Consider the following 18462-nt stretch of genomic DNA (forward strand, 5'->3'; position numbering starts at 1 on the left):
GAATGGCGCCGCGGCTCGATCCGGGCAATTCCGGCACGAAGGGCCTTGCGGAGGCGACCCGGACCATCGAGGGCGATGGCGCCGGAACACCGGTGCGCAGGGTTGCCAGAAGCTGGCGGTCGTCGGAGCCTTCAAGCGGCGCCCGGCCGACATACTCGACGCGGACCTTGGCGACGCCATTGCCTTTGAACTCAAGGAGTTCGGCGGCCTTGTTCGAGACATCGATGAGGCGGTTGCCATGATAGGGACCGCGGTCATTGACCCGGACGATCAGCGACTTGCCGTTCGACACATTGGTCACCCGCGCATAGGACGGCATCGGCAGGGTCGGATGCGCCGCGGTCAGCGAGGTCATGTCGAACACTTCGCCATTGGCGGTCAGGCGGCCATGGAAGTCATCGCCGTACCAGGACGCCATGCCCTCGGCACGGTAGTTGACGTCCTCCTCGGGCACGTAGGTCCGGCCGGCCACCACATAGGGCTTGCCGACGCGGTAGGTGCCACCGCCCTTCGGGACCGGATCACCCAAAGCCACGACCCGGGGGCTCGAGGACACGCCGTACTTCGGGTCAACGCGGCTGGCGAATTTGTTGGAGGAGGCGCAATTGGCAAGCGCAAGGCAGGTCGCGACCGCCGCAACACCGCGCGCGGCCCGCAAAACCGAATCTGACCGTCGGATCCCCATGCGCCCCAAATACCACTTCGCCGGAAGCATACCTAACCCGCTATGGCTACGGGGAGCGCTGTCCGGTCCTTCAATCCGAAGCGGCCCACCACCGCGTCGGAAGCAGTAACGATAACGCAACCCGAACACGGCGGAAATGGGGAGCCCGCAGCGATCCCGCCGGGATGGTAAACGGGACGTTCGCATTTTTCCGTTGTTCTACGGAGCGATGGCACCTGCGCTGTGCCATGGCCGGACATTCTGTTGCGCCAAATCCTCACTCCACCCCCATTGTCGCGCCCCTCACCGAAATTCTTTTGACTGTGCAAGGCCGCACGCGTTTTCTCGGATGCAAGGGCAGGATTTGGAATTTAACGATGATCGAGACGGTTTCGGCACTGATGGGTCTGGTAAGCGCGGGGATCTTCCTGGCCCATGCGTTTGAGGGTTACCGCACGAGGGCCTGAGGCACTCGCGCGAACGGCAAGCAACACCTCTTTCAAGACGGCGCGTTCGGCGAATTTGATCGATCCGACCGAGCAACGAAGACGAGAGCGGCAGGTGTCCCATGCGCAACCATGACCTGGTATCTGACGGCTTCCTGGCATTGACCGCCGGCGGCTTGGTCCTGCTCTGCTCGAGCCTCGTGGCACTGGCCTTCGCCTGAACACCGCCAGCGCTTTTCCGTTTTCTAACCACACCTGCACCGCGATGCTGCACCGCAATCCCTTTAGGATTGCCCCGCTCCCGTTTAGTTGATTGAATTTCTGCTTTCGACGCCTCAGCGCAGGCCCAGCAGGGACCGGCGATAGAAGCTGTCGCGCGCCTCGTTCTGGCAGACGAAGCTGCCGTCGAACCCCTGGCCGTACCGCTTCTGACCCTTGCGGTAGTAGACCCCTTTCCTGAAATCGAGCCAGACCACCTTGTCGTGCGGACAATGACGCTGCGCCTGCGCCTCGTAGCGAAACGGCGTCAGCGGGCTCGCCGAGACCTCCGCGGAGCCGGCGCCAATCGTGATCGCGCCGGCGAGCGCGATCCCGCTGACCCATCTGCCGAAGCCGCCCCTGCTCACTCCCCGCCTCCCGATCCGGGCCGTCGCACGATGGCCGCAAGGCACGCTAGCACGAAATGGCGCGATCCGCCGAAGGCGAGACGCGGGCCACGTCTTCCGCCGGCCATCTTGTCGCGTTAGATGAAAGCGAGATCGTTTCGATTGCGAGGATGCGGCCTGAATGTCGGTTGAGCCTGAGACCCGCACCGAGCCCCGCCCGCCCTCGCCGCGCCTGGGCCTGCTGCCGATGATCATCTTCGGCTCACGCTGGCTGCAACTGCCGCTCTATCTCGGACTGATCGCGGCGCAATGCGTCTATATCGTGCTGTTCCTGAAAGAGCTCTGGCACCTCTCCTGGCACGCGATCGATCTCACCGAGCAACAGATCATGATGAGCGTGCTCGCCCTGATCGACGTCGTGATGATCTCCAACCTGCTCGTGATGGTGATCGTCGGCGGCTACGAGACGTTCGTCTCCCGGCTCGACCTCCAGGGCCATCCCGACGAGCCGGAATGGCTCGGCCACGTCAATGCCAGCGTGCTGAAGATCAAGCTCGCCATGGCCATCATCGGCATCTCCTCGATCGCGCTGCTGCGCACCTTCATCGAGGCCGGCAATCTCGGCTCGGACCGCGCCGGCTTCACCGAGACCGGCGTGATGTGGCAGGTGCTGATTCACATCACCTTCATTCTCTCGGCGATCGGCATCGCCTATGTCGACAAGCTCAGCGATTCCGGAATGCGCAAGCACGCCGAGTGAGGCCTCGCGCCCGCTTTACCTGTCGGTCTCGAGCTGCTGCATGACCTGACGCAGGCATTCCTGAAACTTGGCCGCGACCTGCTCGCGCGCAAGGCCCGTGCCGGCAAGATCCTCCGACACCTTGTCCAGCACCTCGTCCATCGTCTGGTTTTCCAGATGGTCCGTCACCAGCGTTGTTGCATAGCTTGCCGCGGCATCGCCGCTCAGTCCGAGCCGGCTTGCGGCCCAGAGACCGAGCAGCTTGTTGGATCGGGCGGCGACCTTGAACATGAGTTCCTTGTCGTGGACGAATTTGGCCTCGAAGCCCTGCTCGCGCTTGTCGAACGTGGTCATGGTCAGCTCCATTGCGCTTTCGCTGATGAGGGTCGGACTGGCTGGTGCAAAAGTCTCCGCGGTTCACGCTGGTGTAGGACGATTTGAAGCTTCCGGCGGAAGCCACACGCCGTCAAGCCTGCCGTGCCCCCCGGCCGGTCGTGTGCATGGCACGCACAAGCCCGGCGCCAGCCGACTCGGCTAGTTGGAGATCGTTTACCACTCGTTAAGCAGACTCAGCGCCGCATGGCTTGGGGCACACCGAGAGCTGACGCATGAACAAAGAGCTGCGGGAGTTTCGACGGCTTGAACGGGTCTGCCTGGAGCAGGCCGCCCTCTCCACCATGGACCTGACGCGAAGCGGGCTGCTCAAGGTCGCCGAGGACTGTCGCATCGCAGCCGAAGCGATCGAGGCGCGATCGCCCCGCGGGCCCTTCGTGGGGGCCGTCCAGGCGCTCGTCCTGGCCTTGAGCGCAACGCGGATGTCCAACAGGCATTAGCCGTCAGCGCGGGCGGAAGATCGCGTCAGAAGACTGCGGGGGACCGCGCCAGATCAGCCTTTCGCCGCCGCAGCTTCCCGCGCCAGCCGTTCGGCCTTCAGCCGCTCTTTGTTGGCGTAAAACGCCTTTTGCGCCACTTCATGGTCGCGCATGGCCTTTTCGGCCTCGATCCGGCGTGCCGCATCGCGCGCCTGGCGCTGTTCGGGGGTCAGGGGTTTGCGTCGGAACGAAAGGTCTTCAGTCATGCCAAGAGAACGCGGCGGCGAGGAAAAAGTTCCGCATGCCCTCTGAGGGGCACAGCGGGCCGGCCCCATAATTTGCGAAACAACCCCATGCACAGTAGCCAAGCCATTCTGCCGCAAGGACTTTTCCCATCATGCGCTAAAGGCGGTGGCCCCGTCGGGCAAGACAGTGGCATTCCGCCACCTTGCTCGGACGTGAGCATAAGAGGCCCGCGAGGAGATCATCTTCCGTCGGCGGAGATCTCGATGTCCGCAATCACCGGCAAATGGTCTGAAAAGGCCCTCGCCTCATCGTCGGTCCAGACTTTCCGGATCCGGCTGTCGGACGTTGCATAGATCCGGTCAAGCCGCATGAGAGGTAAGCGCGACGGGAAAGTTCGGAGCCGCGTCCGGTTTGGGCAGACCTGCGCAAGCACGCGCCGCACCGATTTGACCCAGAACCAGTCATTGAAATCGCCGAGGACGACAGTCCGGCCATGTTTCACCAGGCTCACCAGGGCCTGAGCTTGCGCATATCGCTCGTGGATACTCAGGCCGAGATGCGTGGCCACCACACGTACATCGCCGGCAGGCGTCAGCAGATCCGTGGCAATCGCTCTGCGCGGCTCGCGCTCGCGATACGACACGTCCACGATCTCGGGCACGCTGGAGAACGGAAAGCGGCTGAGCAGCATCTGACCGTAATCGCCATCCGCTGTGACGATCGACTTGGCGTGAACACGGTGATCGCCGACAACGCTCGCCAGCTTCGCAAACGGATCATCCGATCGCGATCGCGAATCCACCTCTTGAAGCGCGACGACATCGGGAGCCCATTTGTGAACGATGGAACAGATGCCCTCCAGATCGAACTTCGGATTGAGATTGAACGTGCCATGCACATTCCACGTCATGAAGCGCATCGGCGCCATCAGCGCCTCCCGGCGAGCCACGTCGCGACGAATTGCGCGCCTGCGCAGATCGCGAGCCAGCCCAGGAACGCCAGTGCGAGCAGCACTACGTTGGTCCAGGACGCATTCCTGGCCAGATCCGCGATCTGAGCGCCCAGAACTGCCATGGTGAGAATCCCGGGCGTCATGCCCAGCAGAGTTCCGGCCATGAAATCGCGCAGAGGCAGGATGCTCGCACCAGCCACGACGTTCACCACCGAGAACGGCGCGATGGGAATCATCCGGATGACGACGACAGCCAGAATGCCCTTGCCGACAACACGTTCCTGGATGCGCGCGGCACGCCGCCCCAGCAAACGCTGAAGGCGTTCCCGGCCGAGCACCCGTCCGATCGCAAAAAGAATGAGAGCGCTGAGCAAGACGCCCGCCATGGCGCTGACGAAGCCCAGCCATGGCCCGAGTGCGGCAGCGGTTGCCGCAATGAGCACGAGAACCGGAAACACGACCAGCCCGCCCACCACAAAAGCTGCGATCGCGAACGGCGGCCCCCAGACCGACTGCGCGTAGGCAGACAGGAGCGTCGAAAGACGGCCCGCATCGGCGAAATCGCTCAAGGACGTGTACGACCAGGCCATCGCCAGTCCAAGAAGCGCCACGGCTATTGAAACGATCCCGATGATCGTCTTCGTGTTCCACATGCGGGATGCCGCCCGCTCCAGATGAAGAGGCCGTTCAGGATCCGCAACCGGCTGAACCATCGTGGCCAGTGTGCTGGTCAGGACCGACGACTCGACTTGTCGCAGCGTCTTCGCCCCATCGGCGTCCGACACCTCATCCAGCAGCGTAAAAAGACGATCCTCGTTTTGTGCGACGGCCTGTTCGTCGACACCGCAGAAATGGGCGATCAGGCGATGGCGGACTGATGCGATGAAGGCCCGGTGCTCGTCGGACGAGGCTTCAAAGATGAGATCACATTCGCTGTCGGCGCCCATCGAACGGTTGTTCAGGTTCGCCGAGCCAATTCTCAGGATCCCGTCATCGACGATCATGAGCTTGCTGTGCACCATCACGGCAGCTTCGGTGTCCCCGCTGCGTGAGACCGGATAGACGAAGCGGATACGATCCGCGATGCCGGCCGCGCTGAAGCAGTCGATGAAGGCGCCACGACCGTTCTGCATCGCCTGGGATTCCACCCACGAGGAATGCAGCTTGGGCGTGACGACGAGAACCCGAAGCATGGGCACGCGACGCATCTGCTCCGCCAATTCACGTGCGAACTTGGTGGCGCTGGTAAACTGATTTTCGATGTAGACGAAGCGCGTCGCGGACCGGATCGCTGCGATCAACGAGCGTTCGACCTCCCTGATCGTCGAACCTGCAGGACAAACCACCTCGGTCCTGGCGATCCCCACCGGCAAGTGCTCGGCCTCGACCGGCACGTTCGCCGGCCACCGGATGCTCTTCTGTGCGCATCGATCATGAACCTGTTGGCCCGCCGCGCGCCAGCGCTCCTCCGCGAGCTCGAACAGCCGCGCCGCAGCGTCTCCGTCGACCATGCATTGAACATCATGAAACGGCGGATAAGGCTTACCCCCGGGGTCGCAGCGCAATGCGTGATCGGCGCGATGGTCACTGGTGTCCCAGCGCCTGATGGTCAGATCGAGCCCGCCGACGAACGCCAGTGAACCGTCGACACAGACGATCTTCTGGTGTTGGGCCGAGCCAAACGGAAGCGTGGCATCCAGATGAAACCGAACGCGGCCATCTGTGTCGGCCGTGAATTTGGCCGCGGAATTCCATTCCCTTTCGGAGGCGTAAAACGAGACGAAGTCCCAGACGAGGATGTGGATTTGCAGGGCGGGACGCCGTTGAACCAGCGCGCGCAGGAATGGGCCAAGCTGTTCCGGCAAGCCGTCATCCGCATGTCCGGAAGCTCCGACCAGCCTGGTCTCGCTATGGATGTCCCATCCGATGATGTAGACGAGATCCTGCGCCTGCAGCAGCGCGTCCCGCAGGGCCGCGAAATAAGCGGCAGCATCGTTCAGAACCGCCACGCGCCGCGTCTTGCACCGTCGCCAGACGGTGTCGCCGGGGATCAGGGTCGATGAGCTCTGAAGCAGGTGAACCTCGCAATTCGCATTCGCGTCTAAACGCGCTGAACGCTCAATGGGTTCCACGTCTTCAGCTCAGCTCGAACGGCTGTCCGCGCTGGACGTCAGAACCTGATCATCCCGAACAGGAACAGCAGCGCGAGTGTGATCAAGCCGGAGATCAGCAGCGAGCCGAGACACCCGAGCCGGTTCGAGAAGAAGAAGAACATGCGTTGCCCGCTGTGAACGTCCTGCGGGCTAATTGTTCAGATTCTATACCGTTCCTGATGCGATCTCGTTTGGACCGGTGTTTCCGGAATCGAGGGTAAGAACCAATCCCTGAGCGCGACGTTGAATTCCGATGTCCGACGCTTTTGACTACTTCCGAGCGCACGCGGTCCGAGCCCTTTGCAAGGCCCGGGCGATGCCCCGCGGACGAATGAAGCATCTCCAAACCATGGTGGCCCGGATCTACCATCTGCTCACCAAGGAGTCCGCCTACGGGCCGAACCTGCAGCACATGGATGACTTCCGGGCAGCCCGGAAGCTCGAGAAGTCGATCGACTGAACTCACGTTGGAGCAGCTTCAGCTAGGCTGCTGGCGGTTCGCGCTGGCGGGCCGCCGTGGTACCACCTACCGTGCCGTGTCGATCGCGCGGAACGTCGCGGCACCGGCCGCAGGAGCTGCTCCAGAGCGGTGCCTGCGGCCTTCGCATTTGTGTCGGTGCGAAGCTTGCCGCCAGGCGGCTCCCGTGACCGGCGCCCGCTGGTAGCCAATATCTCGGTCAAACTCCGGCCGGCTCGCAAGAGGCCGGTTTTAGCACTGTCGGTTAGATCGGGAGCAGCTGTAAAAAACCTTCCACTCAACCCACGTCTCGTTGCTGTCCTCGTCGACTAACTCCAAGCTTTCAACCCATCTGTGAGTCGGGGGAATTCATGGAAGGGAAAGAGTTTGAGAGCATGTCTCTCGAAGAACTGTGGCAACTCCACACTGTCGTCAATGACGTTCTTGCCGCGAGGCTCGCGGCAAAGAAAGCAGAGCTAGAAAGGCGGCTGGAGCTGCTTAACCGAGAAGACAAGGCTATCCATTAAGCCGCATCAGCGGCCCGCCGGTTCACGCTGGCGGGCCTCTTAGTTTGCACTCGATGTCTGTGCCCAGCCCAACTTGGTTTTGAGTTCGGCCCCGTTCAAAATCAGAAATGAACCGACGCCCGCGACGAGCAGAGATGAAATCAAACCCAAGCTGGATTCGATGCGGCCTAATCGCCAGCGGCCAAGCCGCGGCACGTTGACTCAATGTCTGGCTGGCGCCTTCGGCGATTCATTGTACGTTGGATTGTGCGCAGTAAGCGCGATATCCATCTAAGTAACTGTGTTTGCTGATTATTGGCGGAAGGGGTGTCCTGTCAACGTTCTTGAAATCGCACGCCTTTTCCGTGAGCGTCGAGCGCAATCTACGGTCCTAGCCACGGTGCGACGACGCGCCTCCCGACCGTAGTTGTCGGCCATCTCGAGCAGGCCGGCACGCTCGAGCGAATAAGGCCCCTCCTCGGCCGCCAGCTTCCGGCAAAGCCGCTCGAACGCCCTTAACTCGTCGACGATGCGCTGATCCCGCCCCATGGGCGCCGATCAGACTCCGGCCTGCCCGCTGGTGTCAAGCAGCTCGACGTCATGCTGCTGAATACCCGCGGAGACCCAGCATGTCGCAAAAGGCGGCGTGCCCTCTCACTAGACAGGCGCCCCAGGACCTCTACCGCTCCGCGCACATTAGCGTTCTCTACCACGTACAGGTAGTATGCGAATCGGTACCGATTCCCCCTCGGCGGCGTCCACCACTTCCTTCGTGAGCGGGCGGGATGTCGATCGAGACCTTCGCCGGCTTTCTTGACGACATCGAGTTTACGGAGCGCCCTTGGACAAGGAAAAGACTTCTCCGCCACGTGCATTCGTCTCCTACAGCTGGTCCTCACCAGACCACGAGCGATGGGTCATTGACCTTGCCACCCAACTGGTTGAGAGCGGCGTCGATGTCGTCCTCGACAAGTGGAATCTTAGAGAAGGAAACGACGCTTACAAGTTCATGGAGTCGATGGTCACCGACGCGGAAGTAACAAAGGTCATCATCGTTTGCGACAAGCGCTACGCAGAGAAGGCCGACGGTCGGAAGGGCGGCGTTGGTACAGAATCACAAATCATGTCGCCGGAAATCTATAAGAAGGCCGATCAGAGCAAGTTTACAGCGGTCGTTTCTGAAGTAGATGAGAACGGCGAGCCCTACCTGCCGAAGTTTTTGGGATCGCGCATTTACATCGACATGACGCCTGACCTATACGGCACAAACTTTGAGCAGTTGCTCCGTTGGATCTATAACAAGCCGCTGTACGTGAAGCCGGCACTGGGGGCGATGCCCGCCTTTCTAGCCGAGGACAGCTCGCCGAGCTCGACGCGGTCTAAAGCACGCCAGTCAGTTGAGATCATCCGCCGATCGGCCGGCAATCCCGCCGCCTCAATAAACAGCTACCTGGACACGCTGGTCGACGTCTTAAAAACCGAATTCAAGTTGGCGCCAACTGCTCCAGGTGCTTTTCCGCAGACCGTTCTCGACAACATCGAGCGGTTCCTGCCGTACCGCAATGAGTACATCGAATTCGTTGCGTCGGCCGCACCGAAGTCAGATCCGGACTTGATCAAGACGTTACAACGATTTTTCGAGCGCATAATACCGCTCATGGACAAGCCGGAAGACGTTCATTCTTGGAGCGAATGGGATTTCGACAACTACGTGTTCATCGTGCACGAACTGTTTTTGTACACGCTCGCAGCTCTGCTGAAATACGAGCGGTTCAGCGACGCGTCGGATTTGATCGGGCAGCGCTTCTACGTTCCTGACGACCGCCGAGACGAGCCGATGAAAAGTTTCCAGATCATTCGGCGCTACATGCGCAGTCTTGACTCCAAACAACAGGAATTACGCAGGGTGTCGCTCCGAGCCGACCTTCTGGAGCAGCGAAGCCACGTCGTCAGCACGATCAAGTTCACGGATGTGATGCTCGCGGATTTTGTGCTCTTCCTGCGAGCCGGCATTGAAGGCGGGCGATGGTGGCCGGAGACGCTGCTGTACACGACTTTCCGCTTTCGACCTCCGTTCGAACCTTTCGCGCGATCACAATCGAAGGCCTATTTCGATCAGTTCTGTCCCGTTCTTGGAATTGCGGACAAGCGCCAACTGGAAAGCCTGTCGGAGGAGCTTTTGAAGGATGGAGGACGCTATCTGCCCCGATGGCAATTTGAAACGCTGGACATTCCCGCTCTCTCAAACCTGCCAAAATTGGCGACGCAGCCATGAGACCTTCTATATTCTCGCAGCGCAAAGATGAAGCTTCCCAGCGTAAATCGGCGGGCTTTTGCTTTTCCACCCACAACACGCGGTAGCTCCCGCGCATTCCGTGGCCCCAGGCATTGATAACTTGACTCTCGCCAGCGAAACGCGCCGATGGCGGAATGCCTCGCCCGAAACGCCACACACCAACGCACGCAGACGGTCGACCGCGCAAGATCACCTTCGGCGAGATGCGCGAAATGGGTGTGCGCGGCGTGCTGATCTATTGCCATTGTGGCCATCACATTGCTTTAGACGCCGACCGTTGGCCTGACAGCGTAAGGCTCTCCGATCGCTTAAAGACGTGGGGCTTTAGGGGGCACGGGGCCCGGGGCCGCTGGAGGTGCTCGGACCTTGCGTAGGTCCGGCGCCGCGAGCTTGGAACGTTCGTCGGTGCCGGTGCTTGAGGAAGCAATGACCAGCTCCATCCTCCTCATTCCCGGCATGCTCAAGCCGCTACGGCTGGCGCGCGTTTATGGCTTCTTGGTCCAGCGCGGAGGCGGCGTCCATTACCCGGGCGGCAGCCAACCGGCATGCTCGACGGAATTGGCGCGGAGGATGGTTGAAGGTGGCTGGCTGGTGAAGCACGGCGAGCGCTATGAGCCGACCGAGCAGGGTCTGAGGGCGGCAGAATGATCTGACCGGGGACGTTTACCTCGTCCTGGAGGACTTCGGAGACCGAGCCCGGCGCAAGCTGAAGAGGGATCAATGACCGTCTGGGTCTACACCGACACGAGCAGGCAGATCGGAGACAAAGACCGCCTGAAGGTCTTTGCGACTGAAGAGGCGGCCGACGCATGGCTCGCCGAGAATGACCCGGAAGGCGTCGCCTTCGAGTACGGCGTGACAGGCCCTCCAGCCCGACCGCCGGAGGCCGCCAACTGAGGCGGCCTTAGTTCATCTTGCGGCGCATCTTCTTGATGAACTCCCGCAGGTCGTTGGCGTACTCCTCGATAATCCGTCGCGCCTCCTCTAAGCGGGAGGAGTTGGATTCCTTACCCTCAGTTTGCTTGTCGGGGTCGGCCATGGCCGGACGGTCTGCCGCAGAGACGAGAGCCCGCTTGAGCTAGATCAAGCAGCGCCGCCAACTGAGGCTTACGTCTTGCCCTCGGGCGCTTCTACGGCGGAAATAATCTCACCTTGCGCATCGCATCGCCTGCACTGGAATATGTGAAGGATCGACCGGCTATCGGCTTGCAGCTCGGATCGAAACCAGGTCATGGCAAGGTTGCATGTGGTGCAGAAGGGCGGGCCGCCCAACTGCTCAAGTGATCGTCTCAGTGCTTCCATGGGCCCGTTCCCCTGAGGGAACAGTATAAGCCGAATTAGGCCACTGCGAAAAGTGCAGCGCGGCCATAAGAACGTTCTGGCAACGGAGAACGGCCCGCCAGCGTGAACCGGCGGGCCCTGGTCGCTATCGCCTTAACCGTCGGCGGTGCGTCATCAGCCGCTGCCGGTCGCGCTTCCTGTGCATTCGGCGCCGGCGCTTCATGCTCGCCTCGCGACGATCGTTCGAACGAGCCCCTTCAGGTCGCCACAGATCAACCAGTCGAGGCTGATGCGGTACTTTTTCGCGAAGTTCAGCACATCATGGTGCTTGAGCCGCCCTCTCACCTTCGCGACTTCCGATTCCGGCACCCCGTAGTCGACCGCGATCAAATCGATGCGCCGCCTCATCTCCTGTTTGAATTTTACCCGCTCTTCCCGTTGGTCGGCGTTCATGATCGCCCCCTCTGGTCGACCAGCGCCTGCATATAGCCTTCGATATAACTGCGGCCGAGCGGGTCCAGTTGATTGAGCTTCGCCTCAAACTCCTGCTTCAACAACGCGCGCTTTGGAGGGCGTTGTAGTTCGATGACTGTCGCCGATGGCAATGCGGCCGATGCCACCTTTGCTGCCCGTTCTTCCGGCGTGCCGTTCTTTGACCTCCGCGGTTTCCGTGAGTGAATTCGGCGGGTGACCTCGTAGGGCAGCGCCCTGACCTCGGCGACATTCCCAGGTGGCAAAGCGGGGCGTGACGCGGGGCAGCATGGAAAGGTGAGGATGTTCATGCCAACGCTCCCTGCTGCCAGTCCTGCGTTCCCACCTGCTCCAGGACGCCATCGAGATCGGCTATCCCGGTCTCGCCGTCATCGATCTCGAGCTCCGTCGTCACATACGGATCGGTCGCGTCGAGGAAGGCAATCAGTTGCTCGATCCGGTCGGATGCCTCTTTCCTGAGTCTGCCGAGGTCGCTGGGGCGTTTTCCCGTTTCGGGCTGTCTAGTGGCGGCTTGGGCAGGAAACGAATCCACGGACTCCGCTCGCGCCGGAAACATGGGTCTTTCGATTGCCATAGGGTGGTGCTCTCAAGGTTTGGCTTCTAAGGGCCGCTTGCCGTGACGGACGGCAAAGCCGGGGTCTTAGAACGAGCCTTGAGGACTCGCGGCGCAGCCTTTGGGGTTTCCCCTTGGACATCAGCCGCGGGCTTGGCGGCCCTCGGCATTGCTACGCCACCCCGGCCGTGATAGGTCACAGCCAGGTCGGCGCACCCGCCAAGGTGCAGCCATTGCGTTCAGAGTTCGCCAAGGCTCGCCACGCAGGTCGATCCCGCCGCCAAGCGGGTTTCGCCTTCTCAAGGTCCGGGTTCTAAGGCCCAGCAGACAGCTTCACTGATTTGCAGTTACCGGGCAATTAAAATTCTACCCCTTTCGGAGCGCGCGCCTAGGAACGTTTTAGCCGGGGCCGAGTCGGTGAGCATGGACAGAGCGCTTGCCTATGCGATTTCGGCTTTCATCGCCGGGTTTGGCATCTGGATCTTTGTTACCGGCCTGAGCTCCGCCACGCCCACATTTTGGTCCGTTGTCGCCCTGGTCCCGATTGCGATCGGCATCATCAGCGCCCTCGGACCCAGCTAAGGAAGTTGCGCGCCTAGTCCCAAAGGCCGCGGCTCACATTGTCTCCCCGGGTCCCCGAGCCATCGTCGAACAGTGCTTCGTCCAGAGACAGCAACGGACTGTCGCCAAACTTCGCGTAGCGCGTTGGAAAGGCGCGCTGGTGGTCGGCGATGAAGCTGCGCACACGCGCCCCAATCTGATCACGTTGCAGGGACCCCTCGAACAGCGCGAGAAAGACAGACTGAGCAATGTCATGCCGGTCATCCTCCGAGAGGTGGCGCGGGACCATGGCGAGGATCCGGTAGAAGTCATTCGTCTGGGTCTTCTCAACCTCCCGTGCAGCCTTGATCGGGTTATGACGACGCTGCTGCCCTCTAGAATTGCTGCCCGAGGTCACCGAGAGAACGAGACTGGCGAACGACGGTTGGACTGCTCGCAAGAGCTTCCACTTGCGGTAGCCAAAAACCGGCGCCTGTATCCGTCGGCCGTCGCGTTTGCCGGTGCAGATCAGAGTGACCGAACTTCCCGAGTTCAGCATTGCAGTGGCTCGGCGAATTTCCTCCTCTGTTGGCATCACCGGCGCGAGATGCCGACGTCGACAGCACGCCAGACACTTCCTCTTACCATTTGGAGTGATGTAGAGGTTTTCGCCGGCAAAAGGATGACCGTGCTTGCAATGCGTGAGTGCACGCAGACGTGCACCTTTCAAGACGATGATGTTCGCCCGGGAGACGCGCCACGCCTCGGCGCCCCACTCCGGAAATAGTTCGCAGTGCTTCTTAAAGCGCGCGTAGCTGACGAGGGGAGGACCGCGGCGCCCTCCGCTGGTAAGCTTTCCGATTGTGCTCCCGGCCTTCAGTTTGCTCATGAACTCGACCGCCAGATCGGCGGGGATGCCAGGCGGCACGTTGCGCCACCTCAATTCAGCGGCGCGATGTATTTCGGAGCGAGATAACTGGGCTTCTGCCATGATCGTCTCCACAAGCGCAGGATTGCGCTGCGGAAAGAGCGCGCCTGAGTCGCGGCACCTCAAAGGCTCAGTTAGGACAATCCACCGGCCTGTGAATAGGTGGGATAAGCGCGAAAGAGGACGCCCCTGCTCGCCCTGCGTGCCATCATCCTGCGGATTTCGAATCACGCAGCGGAGATAGGGAATGGCGGACCCATCAGAAGATGGCACAACGCGGTGGATAGCGGATTTTCGGATCGAATCCACTCTGATCTTGCCACCTAACGTCCCGGAGTTGAGAATCGTCCTTCCAGATTGCGAACTGTCCATTCAGAACGCGAGCGAAGACGACCTTTCAAAAGAGTCGTTGGCTGCTCAACTCGTGATCGGTGCGAGCGACATCAAGGAAGCAGAGGCGCTCGCCGACGAGCGAATCCGCGAAATAATGGACACGTTGAGTTTTGGCACAAGCTGCCCTTTTCGTTTCTCGAGACCGCGCTTTCTAATGGATTGGACCCCCGGGCTTGAGATCCGCGATATGTATGCGTACGGCGGGCAAGACGGCTACACTGAAAGATGGCCAGAACTCGCAGAAGACAATTTGACCACGCTCGCGACGCTGGAGAGATGCACCGGAATCGCGCGCCTTCGAACTCCACTTCGTTGGTTTGCGGCCGGCGTCCGAGCGACGTTTCCAGAGGACCAGTTCCAATACTTCTGGTTCGTGCACGAGCTCATCGCCGAGATGACGAAGGAATCCACAAGAGTAACCGACAAGTGTCCGCGTTGCCGGTCGGACTTGTTCTGTCCGACGTGTAACACGATCCCGGAGCACCGGCCGTTTCAAAAGCAGGCGATCGAGGCGTCGTTTAGTCGTCTCAACATCTCGAATGAAATGCAGCGTGACTTATTTGCGATCCGAAACGCAATCATGCACGGCCGCACGCGCGCCGAGATCGAAGAAGAGATCAGGACTCGCACACCTGATTTTGAGATATCCCAAGCAGTGGATTTCATATGGCGCAGCGCCTTCTATGCCATTTTCAACGCTCTCAAAATCAAGCAAAGCGAGTCCGAGCAAATGATTTTCGGCTCGCCTGACAGCGTAGTTTCTCAAACAATAACTATGAAGGCGCACATGAAAATGGGAATGCACGGCGACCCAAACGACCCAAAGATTGAAAACGTAGTGCTACCCACAATTACAGCGATACGAGTGAACGAGCGGGGTGAAGAGATCAATCCATCAACCGGAGAAGTCGCCCATAAGCGCCGCTGATGAAGCCCAGCCTAGGTGGACGTGAAGCCACCACCCGGTTGACACAACGATTGTCACTGATTGGGCTTAAAACTCCTGCGCCATGCACTGGATGCTCGCGATCGATGACGTCGTGCCGGAGTCGTTGGTCGCGACCGATGCGTCGTACCAAACCTGTGTCCCCACAGTCAGCCCGCTGATGATTCCTTCTGCGGCGAATAACATAAGCGGGCTTCCGGCCGCCGTGGTCGAATAGGTTCTGCCACTGTCGAATATTGTCCCAGTCAGCGCGGCGGCGTTGCTCGGAGCCGATCCTGTTCCATAGCGACCAATGACCGTCGTGTTTTTGCTGATGTTGTTGTTCGTGACATTGCCGATGATTGTGAACCTGACGCGGCCAGTTGTTGCCGGCGTCACCTTGCACGTTGCGCCGAGGCCCATCATGACGCCAGTCGTGTTGGCGGTGCCACCTGGGTTGCTAGGGAGCGCACTTTGATGAGCGCTTGTGAGCTGTAGAGTGCCGAAGCCAACGCCTTGGATATCTGTCGAGCTCGTCCAGCGTGCGATCTGGTTGGCCGTCGGAGTGCCCGAGACGACGACGTTGCCGGTACCGGCGCCGGTGTTGCAACCGAAGGTATGCGTCGCGGTCGAATAGGTCAGCGCGCCCGTGCAATTGTTGATCGCCGTCGCCGACGCGGTGGTCGAACCCCAATAGCCCAAGGCGGTGTCGAGCGAGCCGGCGGCAAGGCCAATGGTGCGGGAGCTCGCGAGGGTGCCGCCGCCGGACAAAGGGGCGGCCGCGGTGATCGAGGTGGTGGCAAGCGCCGGCGGCGCGCCTGCATCCGCCAGCGTCCCTTGTGTTGCGCCGATGACGATCGCGTTGCCAGCGGTCGCGCCGGTGAACGTCAAATTCAGCGTCACGCCGTTACAGCCCGCGATTGTCACTGCGTTCGGCGATGACGGGTTTTGATACCATCCACCCGGCGAGACGATCGAGTTGACGGAGGTGACGATGCCGCCGGTCGCGTGCACCGAGATGGTCGCCTGCGTCCCTGCGCCACCGCTCGTGGTGGCGGTGAAGTCACCATTGGAAGCACAGCTTCCACCCGAGGCAACTGTCGCGCTTGCCACGCGTGCGACGGGCGCAGATACGGATCCCTTCTGCGCGAGCTGTGCAGCCAGCAGGTCGAAGGTGATCACTTGCGAGGGCCCGGAGCCGCTACCGGAGCCGATCCGGCCTATAACGCTGTTGTCGCGGATGGTGTTGAACTGCTGGGCTCGAGCGGGCAAACAAGAGACTGCCGCCAGCAGGAGCGCAGTGCAGATCTTGAGAAAGTTCATTGACGCGCTCCCCGATTGAAATTGAGTGGCCGGGGATCTCCCCACGTCCCGGCCGCCGTGGATGACGGGGCTCCGCACCCCTTGGAGCTCTCATCACGCACCACCAGTCCCCAGGTCGCGGAGCGCCTGATGGAGCTGCGCGCACTGCTGACCGTTGGCGATCGCGCTATCGCGCACCGATCGATAGAAGGCGATTTCAGCCGTGCGCACCGCAGCTGCCACCGCGGCACTTCCGCCGCCGGCCGCAATTGCTGCAGCCACTGCCTGTTGCCTGGCGCCCTCGGCCGCAACGCAAGCCGCGGCATGTGTCTTATTTCCGTGCTCGATAATCATCCTACATATCCCCCATTCTGCTGCGGTCGAAGGCACCCCAACGGCAGCGCTTAAGCGCCGCCAACAGGGACGGATTGAGCTGGGCCATCAGTCGAAAAACATCGGCATCCCGAAAGGCATGGATTTGCCGCTCGATCGGCAGCCGCATGATTTCGTGCATCATCTTCAAACCGACAGGATCGGCCGCCTCGATTGCCGCGACAGCTTCGGCCGTGACGGGGCCGTCGATGACCGTCGCGATGCCGTCCAGCAATTTCATGCGGTGGCCGGCGGTCATTTCGACGGTAAGCAATCGCTGCTTGATGACAGACACAACGGCGAGGCTGAAAAGATGGCCGACCGGCATGTGGACGATGCGGTATTCGTCGCCCGTCAACCCGTCTAACCAGGCGCAGTGCTCCGCGTGCGTGCGGCCGTTGTAATAGATCTCGGTTGCTGCCGTCATGCCGCGCGCTCCGACTTGGCAATCGGCTTCGCATCGAGCAGCTGCGGCATGCGCTCGACGTCCAGGCCTGCCTGCGTCGCCAGCTCCGTGATGCGCCTCATCACGGCTGCGGTCGCCACAAGCTGCGGCGAAGCGTCGTGCTCGACCTTGACGGTGTGTGTCGACTGTGCCGGCGCGACGCGATCCATCAAGATGCCGAGCACGCGGCCAAATTCCCGGTGCTTGTCGTTACCGAGAACGCGCTTCATTGCGCGCACCGCGACCGGGCCGAGCATCGTCAAGTACTGCTTGCTGACCTCCGCGATCGCGGCCTGTATCTTCGGCTCCTGCTGCACCTGATAGGCGATAGCCGAAAGCGAATTGTTCGAGCTCGTAGGCGTGCCATAGCCCGCGGCACGCGCGGCAAAGAGGCCCGCCCCCAAGCTTCGCGGCGCCTGAAAAAGCGCGTGCACGAACTTGCGCTGCCGCTCGTTGAGAGCAGCCATAGCCGGACCTAATTCGCCGATTTCCGACATTTTCCTCAAATCCAAGACGTAGATGCCCGTTGGCAAAAGCAGTTTTTCAACTGCCCTCGCCTGTCGTCTGCTTTGCCGGTGTTGGCCTTGTCCTTGATGGGGGCCCGGTGTTGGGGTCTTGCCCTCATGGAGGGGACCCGTCAGTCCAAAACGATCTTGCCCTTGCGGGGATCGTTACGCCTTACGCAACTGCACCCGGAACGGACATCGTTCCAAAATCGATCGCAAGCGCCTGGCTGGCCGGGCTTAAGCCCGCGCTCTTGGCAGCTTCCATCCGCTTGCGCCTCGTTTCCTCAGTCTCGGCGCGAGCCTGATCCTGGAGCGTGCCGCCGCCATATCCGGAGCCGAACGCCGCGCTGCCGGCCGGCGACATCTGCCCCGCGATCGACGTCATGCCGCGATCCTCTTGATCGGGCTCGAGACCACGATGTTGAGCAGCGTCATTTGCCGCTTCGCCTCGCCGTCCCCCGCCGTGTAGCGCGCGATGAAATCACTGTCGCGCATCAGCCTCGCTTTGGCCTCGGTCGCCGTGGCGTGCTCCTCGGGCGTCACAGCTTCCCCTGCGAGCACCTGGCGAATGACGTTGGCATCGCCAATCCCGGACTCGCGCAAGTGCTCAGCGGTGCCGATCATGGTCATCCGCTTGGTCGTCTGGAACGGGGCCGCGTCGAGCACGCCGGCGATCGCCTTGTCGACCTCCGGATTGCCACCACGGCCGATGACGGCCTGCAGGTCGCGCATTTCCTTGAGGTGGCTAACCGAGCCGTTGAGCAGCTCGTCGCGCCAAGCAGGATCCGCTTTCAGCTCGTTCAGGCGCGCCGCAGCGTCGCCCGCGGCCGACGGGATCACTGGAGCCGG

24 protein-coding genes are annotated in these 18462 nt (G+C 61.3%); 7 read left to right on the forward strand and 17 right to left on the reverse strand.

All coding sequences use genetic code 11. The features are described from left to right. The coding region (locus tag MOV74_RS11430; protein ID WP_246921595.1) for a septal ring lytic transglycosylase RlpA family protein at positions 1–685 on the reverse strand (685 nt) is incomplete at its 3' end. A gap of 760 nt (positions 686–1445) precedes the next feature. Continuing rightward, positions 1446–1736, reverse strand: coding sequence for a hypothetical protein (locus MOV74_RS11435; RefSeq protein WP_246921597.1), 291 nt, complete (start codon positions 1734–1736; stop codon positions 1446–1448). Positions 1737–1896: 160 nt separating this feature from the next. Here MOV74_RS11435 and MOV74_RS11440 point away from each other — a divergent pair, with 160 nt between their 5' ends. Continuing rightward, a complete protein-coding gene (locus MOV74_RS11440) occupies positions 1897–2475 on the forward strand; it encodes a TIGR00645 family protein (protein WP_246921599.1) in 579 nt (192 codons plus the stop codon). Positions 2476–2490: 15 nt separating this feature from the next. Here the strand turns inward: MOV74_RS11440 and MOV74_RS11445 are convergent, their stop codons facing one another. Then, positions 2491–2808 carry a DUF1476 domain-containing protein gene (locus tag MOV74_RS11445; RefSeq protein WP_246921601.1) on the reverse strand — a complete coding sequence of 106 codons (318 nt, stop codon included), beginning with the start codon at positions 2806–2808 and terminating at the stop codon, positions 2491–2493. Between the two features lie 254 nt (positions 2809–3062). Here MOV74_RS11445 and MOV74_RS11450 point away from each other — a divergent pair, with 254 nt between their 5' ends. Further along, positions 3063–3287: a hypothetical protein gene (locus tag MOV74_RS11450; RefSeq protein ID WP_212085393.1), complete on the forward strand. Its 225-nt coding sequence runs from the start codon at positions 3063–3065 to the stop codon at positions 3285–3287. 53 nt (positions 3288–3340) lie between these two features. On the opposite strand, the gene MOV74_RS11455 is transcribed toward MOV74_RS11450, so the two are convergent. From MOV74_RS11455 to MOV74_RS11465, 3 genes are all read right to left on the reverse strand, one after another. Further along, the gene (locus MOV74_RS11455) at positions 3341–3532 is read right to left on the reverse strand and encodes a hypothetical protein (protein ID WP_246921603.1); all 192 of its coding nucleotides are present in this window, start codon (positions 3530–3532) and stop codon (positions 3341–3343) included. Positions 3533–3750: 218 nt separating this feature from the next. Continuing rightward, entirely contained in the window at positions 3751–4440 is a 690-nt protein-coding gene (locus tag MOV74_RS11460; RefSeq protein WP_246921605.1) for an endonuclease/exonuclease/phosphatase family protein, read from the reverse strand. Next, positions 4440–6473, reverse strand: a complete 2034-nt coding sequence (locus MOV74_RS11465; RefSeq protein ID WP_246921607.1) for a VTT domain-containing protein — start codon at positions 6471–6473, stop codon at positions 4440–4442. The genes MOV74_RS11460 and MOV74_RS11465 overlap by 1 nt, the downstream gene beginning before the upstream one ends. 397 nt (positions 6474–6870) lie before the next feature. On the opposite strand from MOV74_RS11465, the gene MOV74_RS40980 reads away from it, so the two are divergent. The 4 genes from MOV74_RS40980 to MOV74_RS11485 all read left to right on the forward strand — a co-directional run bounded on the left by MOV74_RS40980 (position 6871) and on the right by MOV74_RS11485 (position 10773). Further along, positions 6871–7077: a hypothetical protein gene (locus MOV74_RS40980; RefSeq protein WP_309486794.1), complete on the forward strand. Its 207-nt coding sequence runs from the start codon at positions 6871–6873 to the stop codon at positions 7075–7077. 1344 nt (positions 7078–8421) lie between these two features. Then, positions 8422–9855 (forward strand): SEFIR domain-containing protein, encoded by a 1434-nt coding sequence (locus MOV74_RS11470; protein ID WP_246921610.1) that lies wholly within the window; start codon positions 8422–8424, stop codon positions 9853–9855. Between the two features lie 411 nt (positions 9856–10266). After that, positions 10267–10524, forward strand: a complete 258-nt coding sequence (locus tag MOV74_RS11480) for a hypothetical protein (RefSeq protein ID WP_246921616.1) — start codon at positions 10267–10269, stop codon at positions 10522–10524. 72 nt (positions 10525–10596) lie between these two features. Continuing rightward, positions 10597–10773, forward strand: a complete 177-nt coding sequence (locus MOV74_RS11485) for a hypothetical protein (RefSeq protein ID WP_246921620.1) — start codon at positions 10597–10599, stop codon at positions 10771–10773. 7 nt (positions 10774–10780) lie between these two features. On the opposite strand, the gene MOV74_RS40805 is transcribed toward MOV74_RS11485, so the two are convergent. From MOV74_RS40805 to MOV74_RS11505, 5 genes are all read right to left on the reverse strand, one after another. Then, a complete protein-coding gene (locus MOV74_RS40805) occupies positions 10781–10915 on the reverse strand; it encodes a hypothetical protein (RefSeq protein WP_258719523.1) in 135 nt (44 codons plus the stop codon). 461 nt (positions 10916–11376) lie between these two features. After that, positions 11377–11610: a hypothetical protein gene (locus MOV74_RS11490; protein ID WP_246921623.1), complete on the reverse strand. Its 234-nt coding sequence runs from the start codon at positions 11608–11610 to the stop codon at positions 11377–11379. Next, positions 11607–11939 carry a hypothetical protein gene (locus tag MOV74_RS11495; protein ID WP_246921626.1) on the reverse strand — a complete coding sequence of 111 codons (333 nt, stop codon included), beginning with the start codon at positions 11937–11939 and terminating at the stop codon, positions 11607–11609. Before MOV74_RS11495 ends, MOV74_RS11490 begins: the two co-directional genes overlap by 4 nt. Further along, on the reverse strand, positions 11936–12181 hold the full coding sequence (locus tag MOV74_RS11500) for a hypothetical protein (RefSeq protein WP_246921629.1): 246 nt from the start codon (positions 12179–12181) through the stop codon (positions 11936–11938). The genes MOV74_RS11495 and MOV74_RS11500 overlap by 4 nt, the downstream gene beginning before the upstream one ends. 616 nt (positions 12182–12797) lie before the next feature. Then, positions 12798–13733, reverse strand: a complete 936-nt coding sequence (locus MOV74_RS11505) for a hypothetical protein (protein ID WP_246921632.1) — start codon at positions 13731–13733, stop codon at positions 12798–12800. Between the two features lie 184 nt (positions 13734–13917). On the opposite strand from MOV74_RS11505, the gene mauJ reads away from it, so the two are divergent. Further along, positions 13918–14991 carry a methylamine utilization protein MauJ gene (gene mauJ, locus MOV74_RS11510; RefSeq protein WP_246921635.1) on the forward strand — a complete coding sequence of 358 codons (1074 nt, stop codon included), beginning with the start codon at positions 13918–13920 and terminating at the stop codon, positions 14989–14991. Between the two features lie 66 nt (positions 14992–15057). Here the strand turns inward: mauJ and MOV74_RS11515 are convergent, their stop codons facing one another. The 6 genes from MOV74_RS11515 to MOV74_RS11540 form a co-directional block, all read right to left on the reverse strand. Continuing rightward, positions 15058–16311 carry a hypothetical protein gene (locus MOV74_RS11515; protein WP_246921637.1) on the reverse strand — a complete coding sequence of 418 codons (1254 nt, stop codon included), beginning with the start codon at positions 16309–16311 and terminating at the stop codon, positions 15058–15060. 93 nt (positions 16312–16404) lie between these two features. Beyond that, positions 16405–16572 (reverse strand): hypothetical protein, encoded by a 168-nt coding sequence (locus MOV74_RS11520; RefSeq protein WP_246921640.1) that lies wholly within the window; start codon positions 16570–16572, stop codon positions 16405–16407. A 73-nt stretch (positions 16573–16645) separates the two neighbouring features. Beyond that, positions 16646–17089: a hypothetical protein gene (locus MOV74_RS11525; protein ID WP_246921642.1), complete on the reverse strand. Its 444-nt coding sequence runs from the start codon at positions 17087–17089 to the stop codon at positions 16646–16648. Continuing rightward, on the reverse strand, positions 17086–17574 hold the full coding sequence (locus MOV74_RS11530; protein ID WP_246921644.1) for a hypothetical protein: 489 nt from the start codon (positions 17572–17574) through the stop codon (positions 17086–17088). Before MOV74_RS11530 ends, MOV74_RS11525 begins: the two co-directional genes overlap by 4 nt. A 211-nt stretch (positions 17575–17785) precedes the next feature. Then, positions 17786–17998 carry a hypothetical protein gene (locus MOV74_RS11535; RefSeq protein WP_246921646.1) on the reverse strand — a complete coding sequence of 71 codons (213 nt, stop codon included), beginning with the start codon at positions 17996–17998 and terminating at the stop codon, positions 17786–17788. Then, positions 17995–18462: hypothetical protein (locus MOV74_RS11540; RefSeq protein WP_246921648.1), on the reverse strand; the 468-nt coding region annotated here is incomplete at its 5' end. The genes MOV74_RS11540 and MOV74_RS11535, both read right to left, overlap by 4 nt.

Origin of the sequence: Bradyrhizobium sp. SHOUNA76 (assembly GCF_023006445.1) — a bacterium.
Classification (GTDB): domain Bacteria; phylum Pseudomonadota; class Alphaproteobacteria; order Rhizobiales; family Xanthobacteraceae; genus Bradyrhizobium.

Bases quoted from the DNA above. Each gene is read 5' to 3' on its own strand.
- MOV74_RS11440 (WP_246921599.1), top strand. From the start codon at position 1,897: ATGTCGGTTGAGCCTGAGACCCGCACCGAGCCCCGCCCGCCCTCGCCG.
- MOV74_RS11445 (WP_246921601.1), bottom strand. From the start codon at position 2,808: ATGACCACGTTCGACAAGCGCGAGCAGGGCTTCGAGGCCAAATTCGTC.
- MOV74_RS11450 (WP_212085393.1), top strand. From the start codon at position 3,063: ATGAACAAAGAGCTGCGGGAGTTTCGACGGCTTGAACGGGTCTGCCTG.
- MOV74_RS11455 (WP_246921603.1), bottom strand. From the start codon at position 3,532: ATGACTGAAGACCTTTCGTTCCGACGCAAACCCCTGACCCCCGAACAG.
- MOV74_RS11460 (WP_246921605.1), bottom strand. From the start codon at position 4,440: ATGGCGCCGATGCGCTTCATGACGTGGAATGTGCATGGCACGTTCAAT.
- MOV74_RS40980 (WP_309486794.1), top strand. From the start codon at position 6,871: ATGTCCGACGCTTTTGACTACTTCCGAGCGCACGCGGTCCGAGCCCTT.
- MOV74_RS11485 (WP_246921620.1), top strand. From the start codon at position 10,597: ATGACCGTCTGGGTCTACACCGACACGAGCAGGCAGATCGGAGACAAA.
- MOV74_RS40805 (WP_258719523.1), bottom strand. From the start codon at position 10,915: ATGGCCGACCCCGACAAGCAAACTGAGGGTAAGGAATCCAACTCCTCC.
- MOV74_RS11490 (WP_246921623.1), bottom strand. From the start codon at position 11,610: ATGAACGCCGACCAACGGGAAGAGCGGGTAAAATTCAAACAGGAGATG.
- MOV74_RS11495 (WP_246921626.1), bottom strand. From the start codon at position 11,939: ATGAACATCCTCACCTTTCCATGCTGCCCCGCGTCACGCCCCGCTTTG.
- MOV74_RS11505 (WP_246921632.1), bottom strand. From the start codon at position 13,733: ATGGCAGAAGCCCAGTTATCTCGCTCCGAAATACATCGCGCCGCTGAA.
- mauJ (WP_246921635.1), top strand. From the start codon at position 13,918: ATGGCGGACCCATCAGAAGATGGCACAACGCGGTGGATAGCGGATTTT.
- MOV74_RS11515 (WP_246921637.1), bottom strand. From the start codon at position 16,311: ATGAACTTTCTCAAGATCTGCACTGCGCTCCTGCTGGCGGCAGTCTCT.
- MOV74_RS11525 (WP_246921642.1), bottom strand. From the start codon at position 17,089: ATGACGGCAGCAACCGAGATCTATTACAACGGCCGCACGCACGCGGAG.
- MOV74_RS11530 (WP_246921644.1), bottom strand. From the start codon at position 17,574: ATGGCTGCTCTCAACGAGCGGCAGCGCAAGTTCGTGCACGCGCTTTTT.
- MOV74_RS11535 (WP_246921646.1), bottom strand. From the start codon at position 17,998: ATGACGTCGATCGCGGGGCAGATGTCGCCGGCCGGCAGCGCGGCGTTC.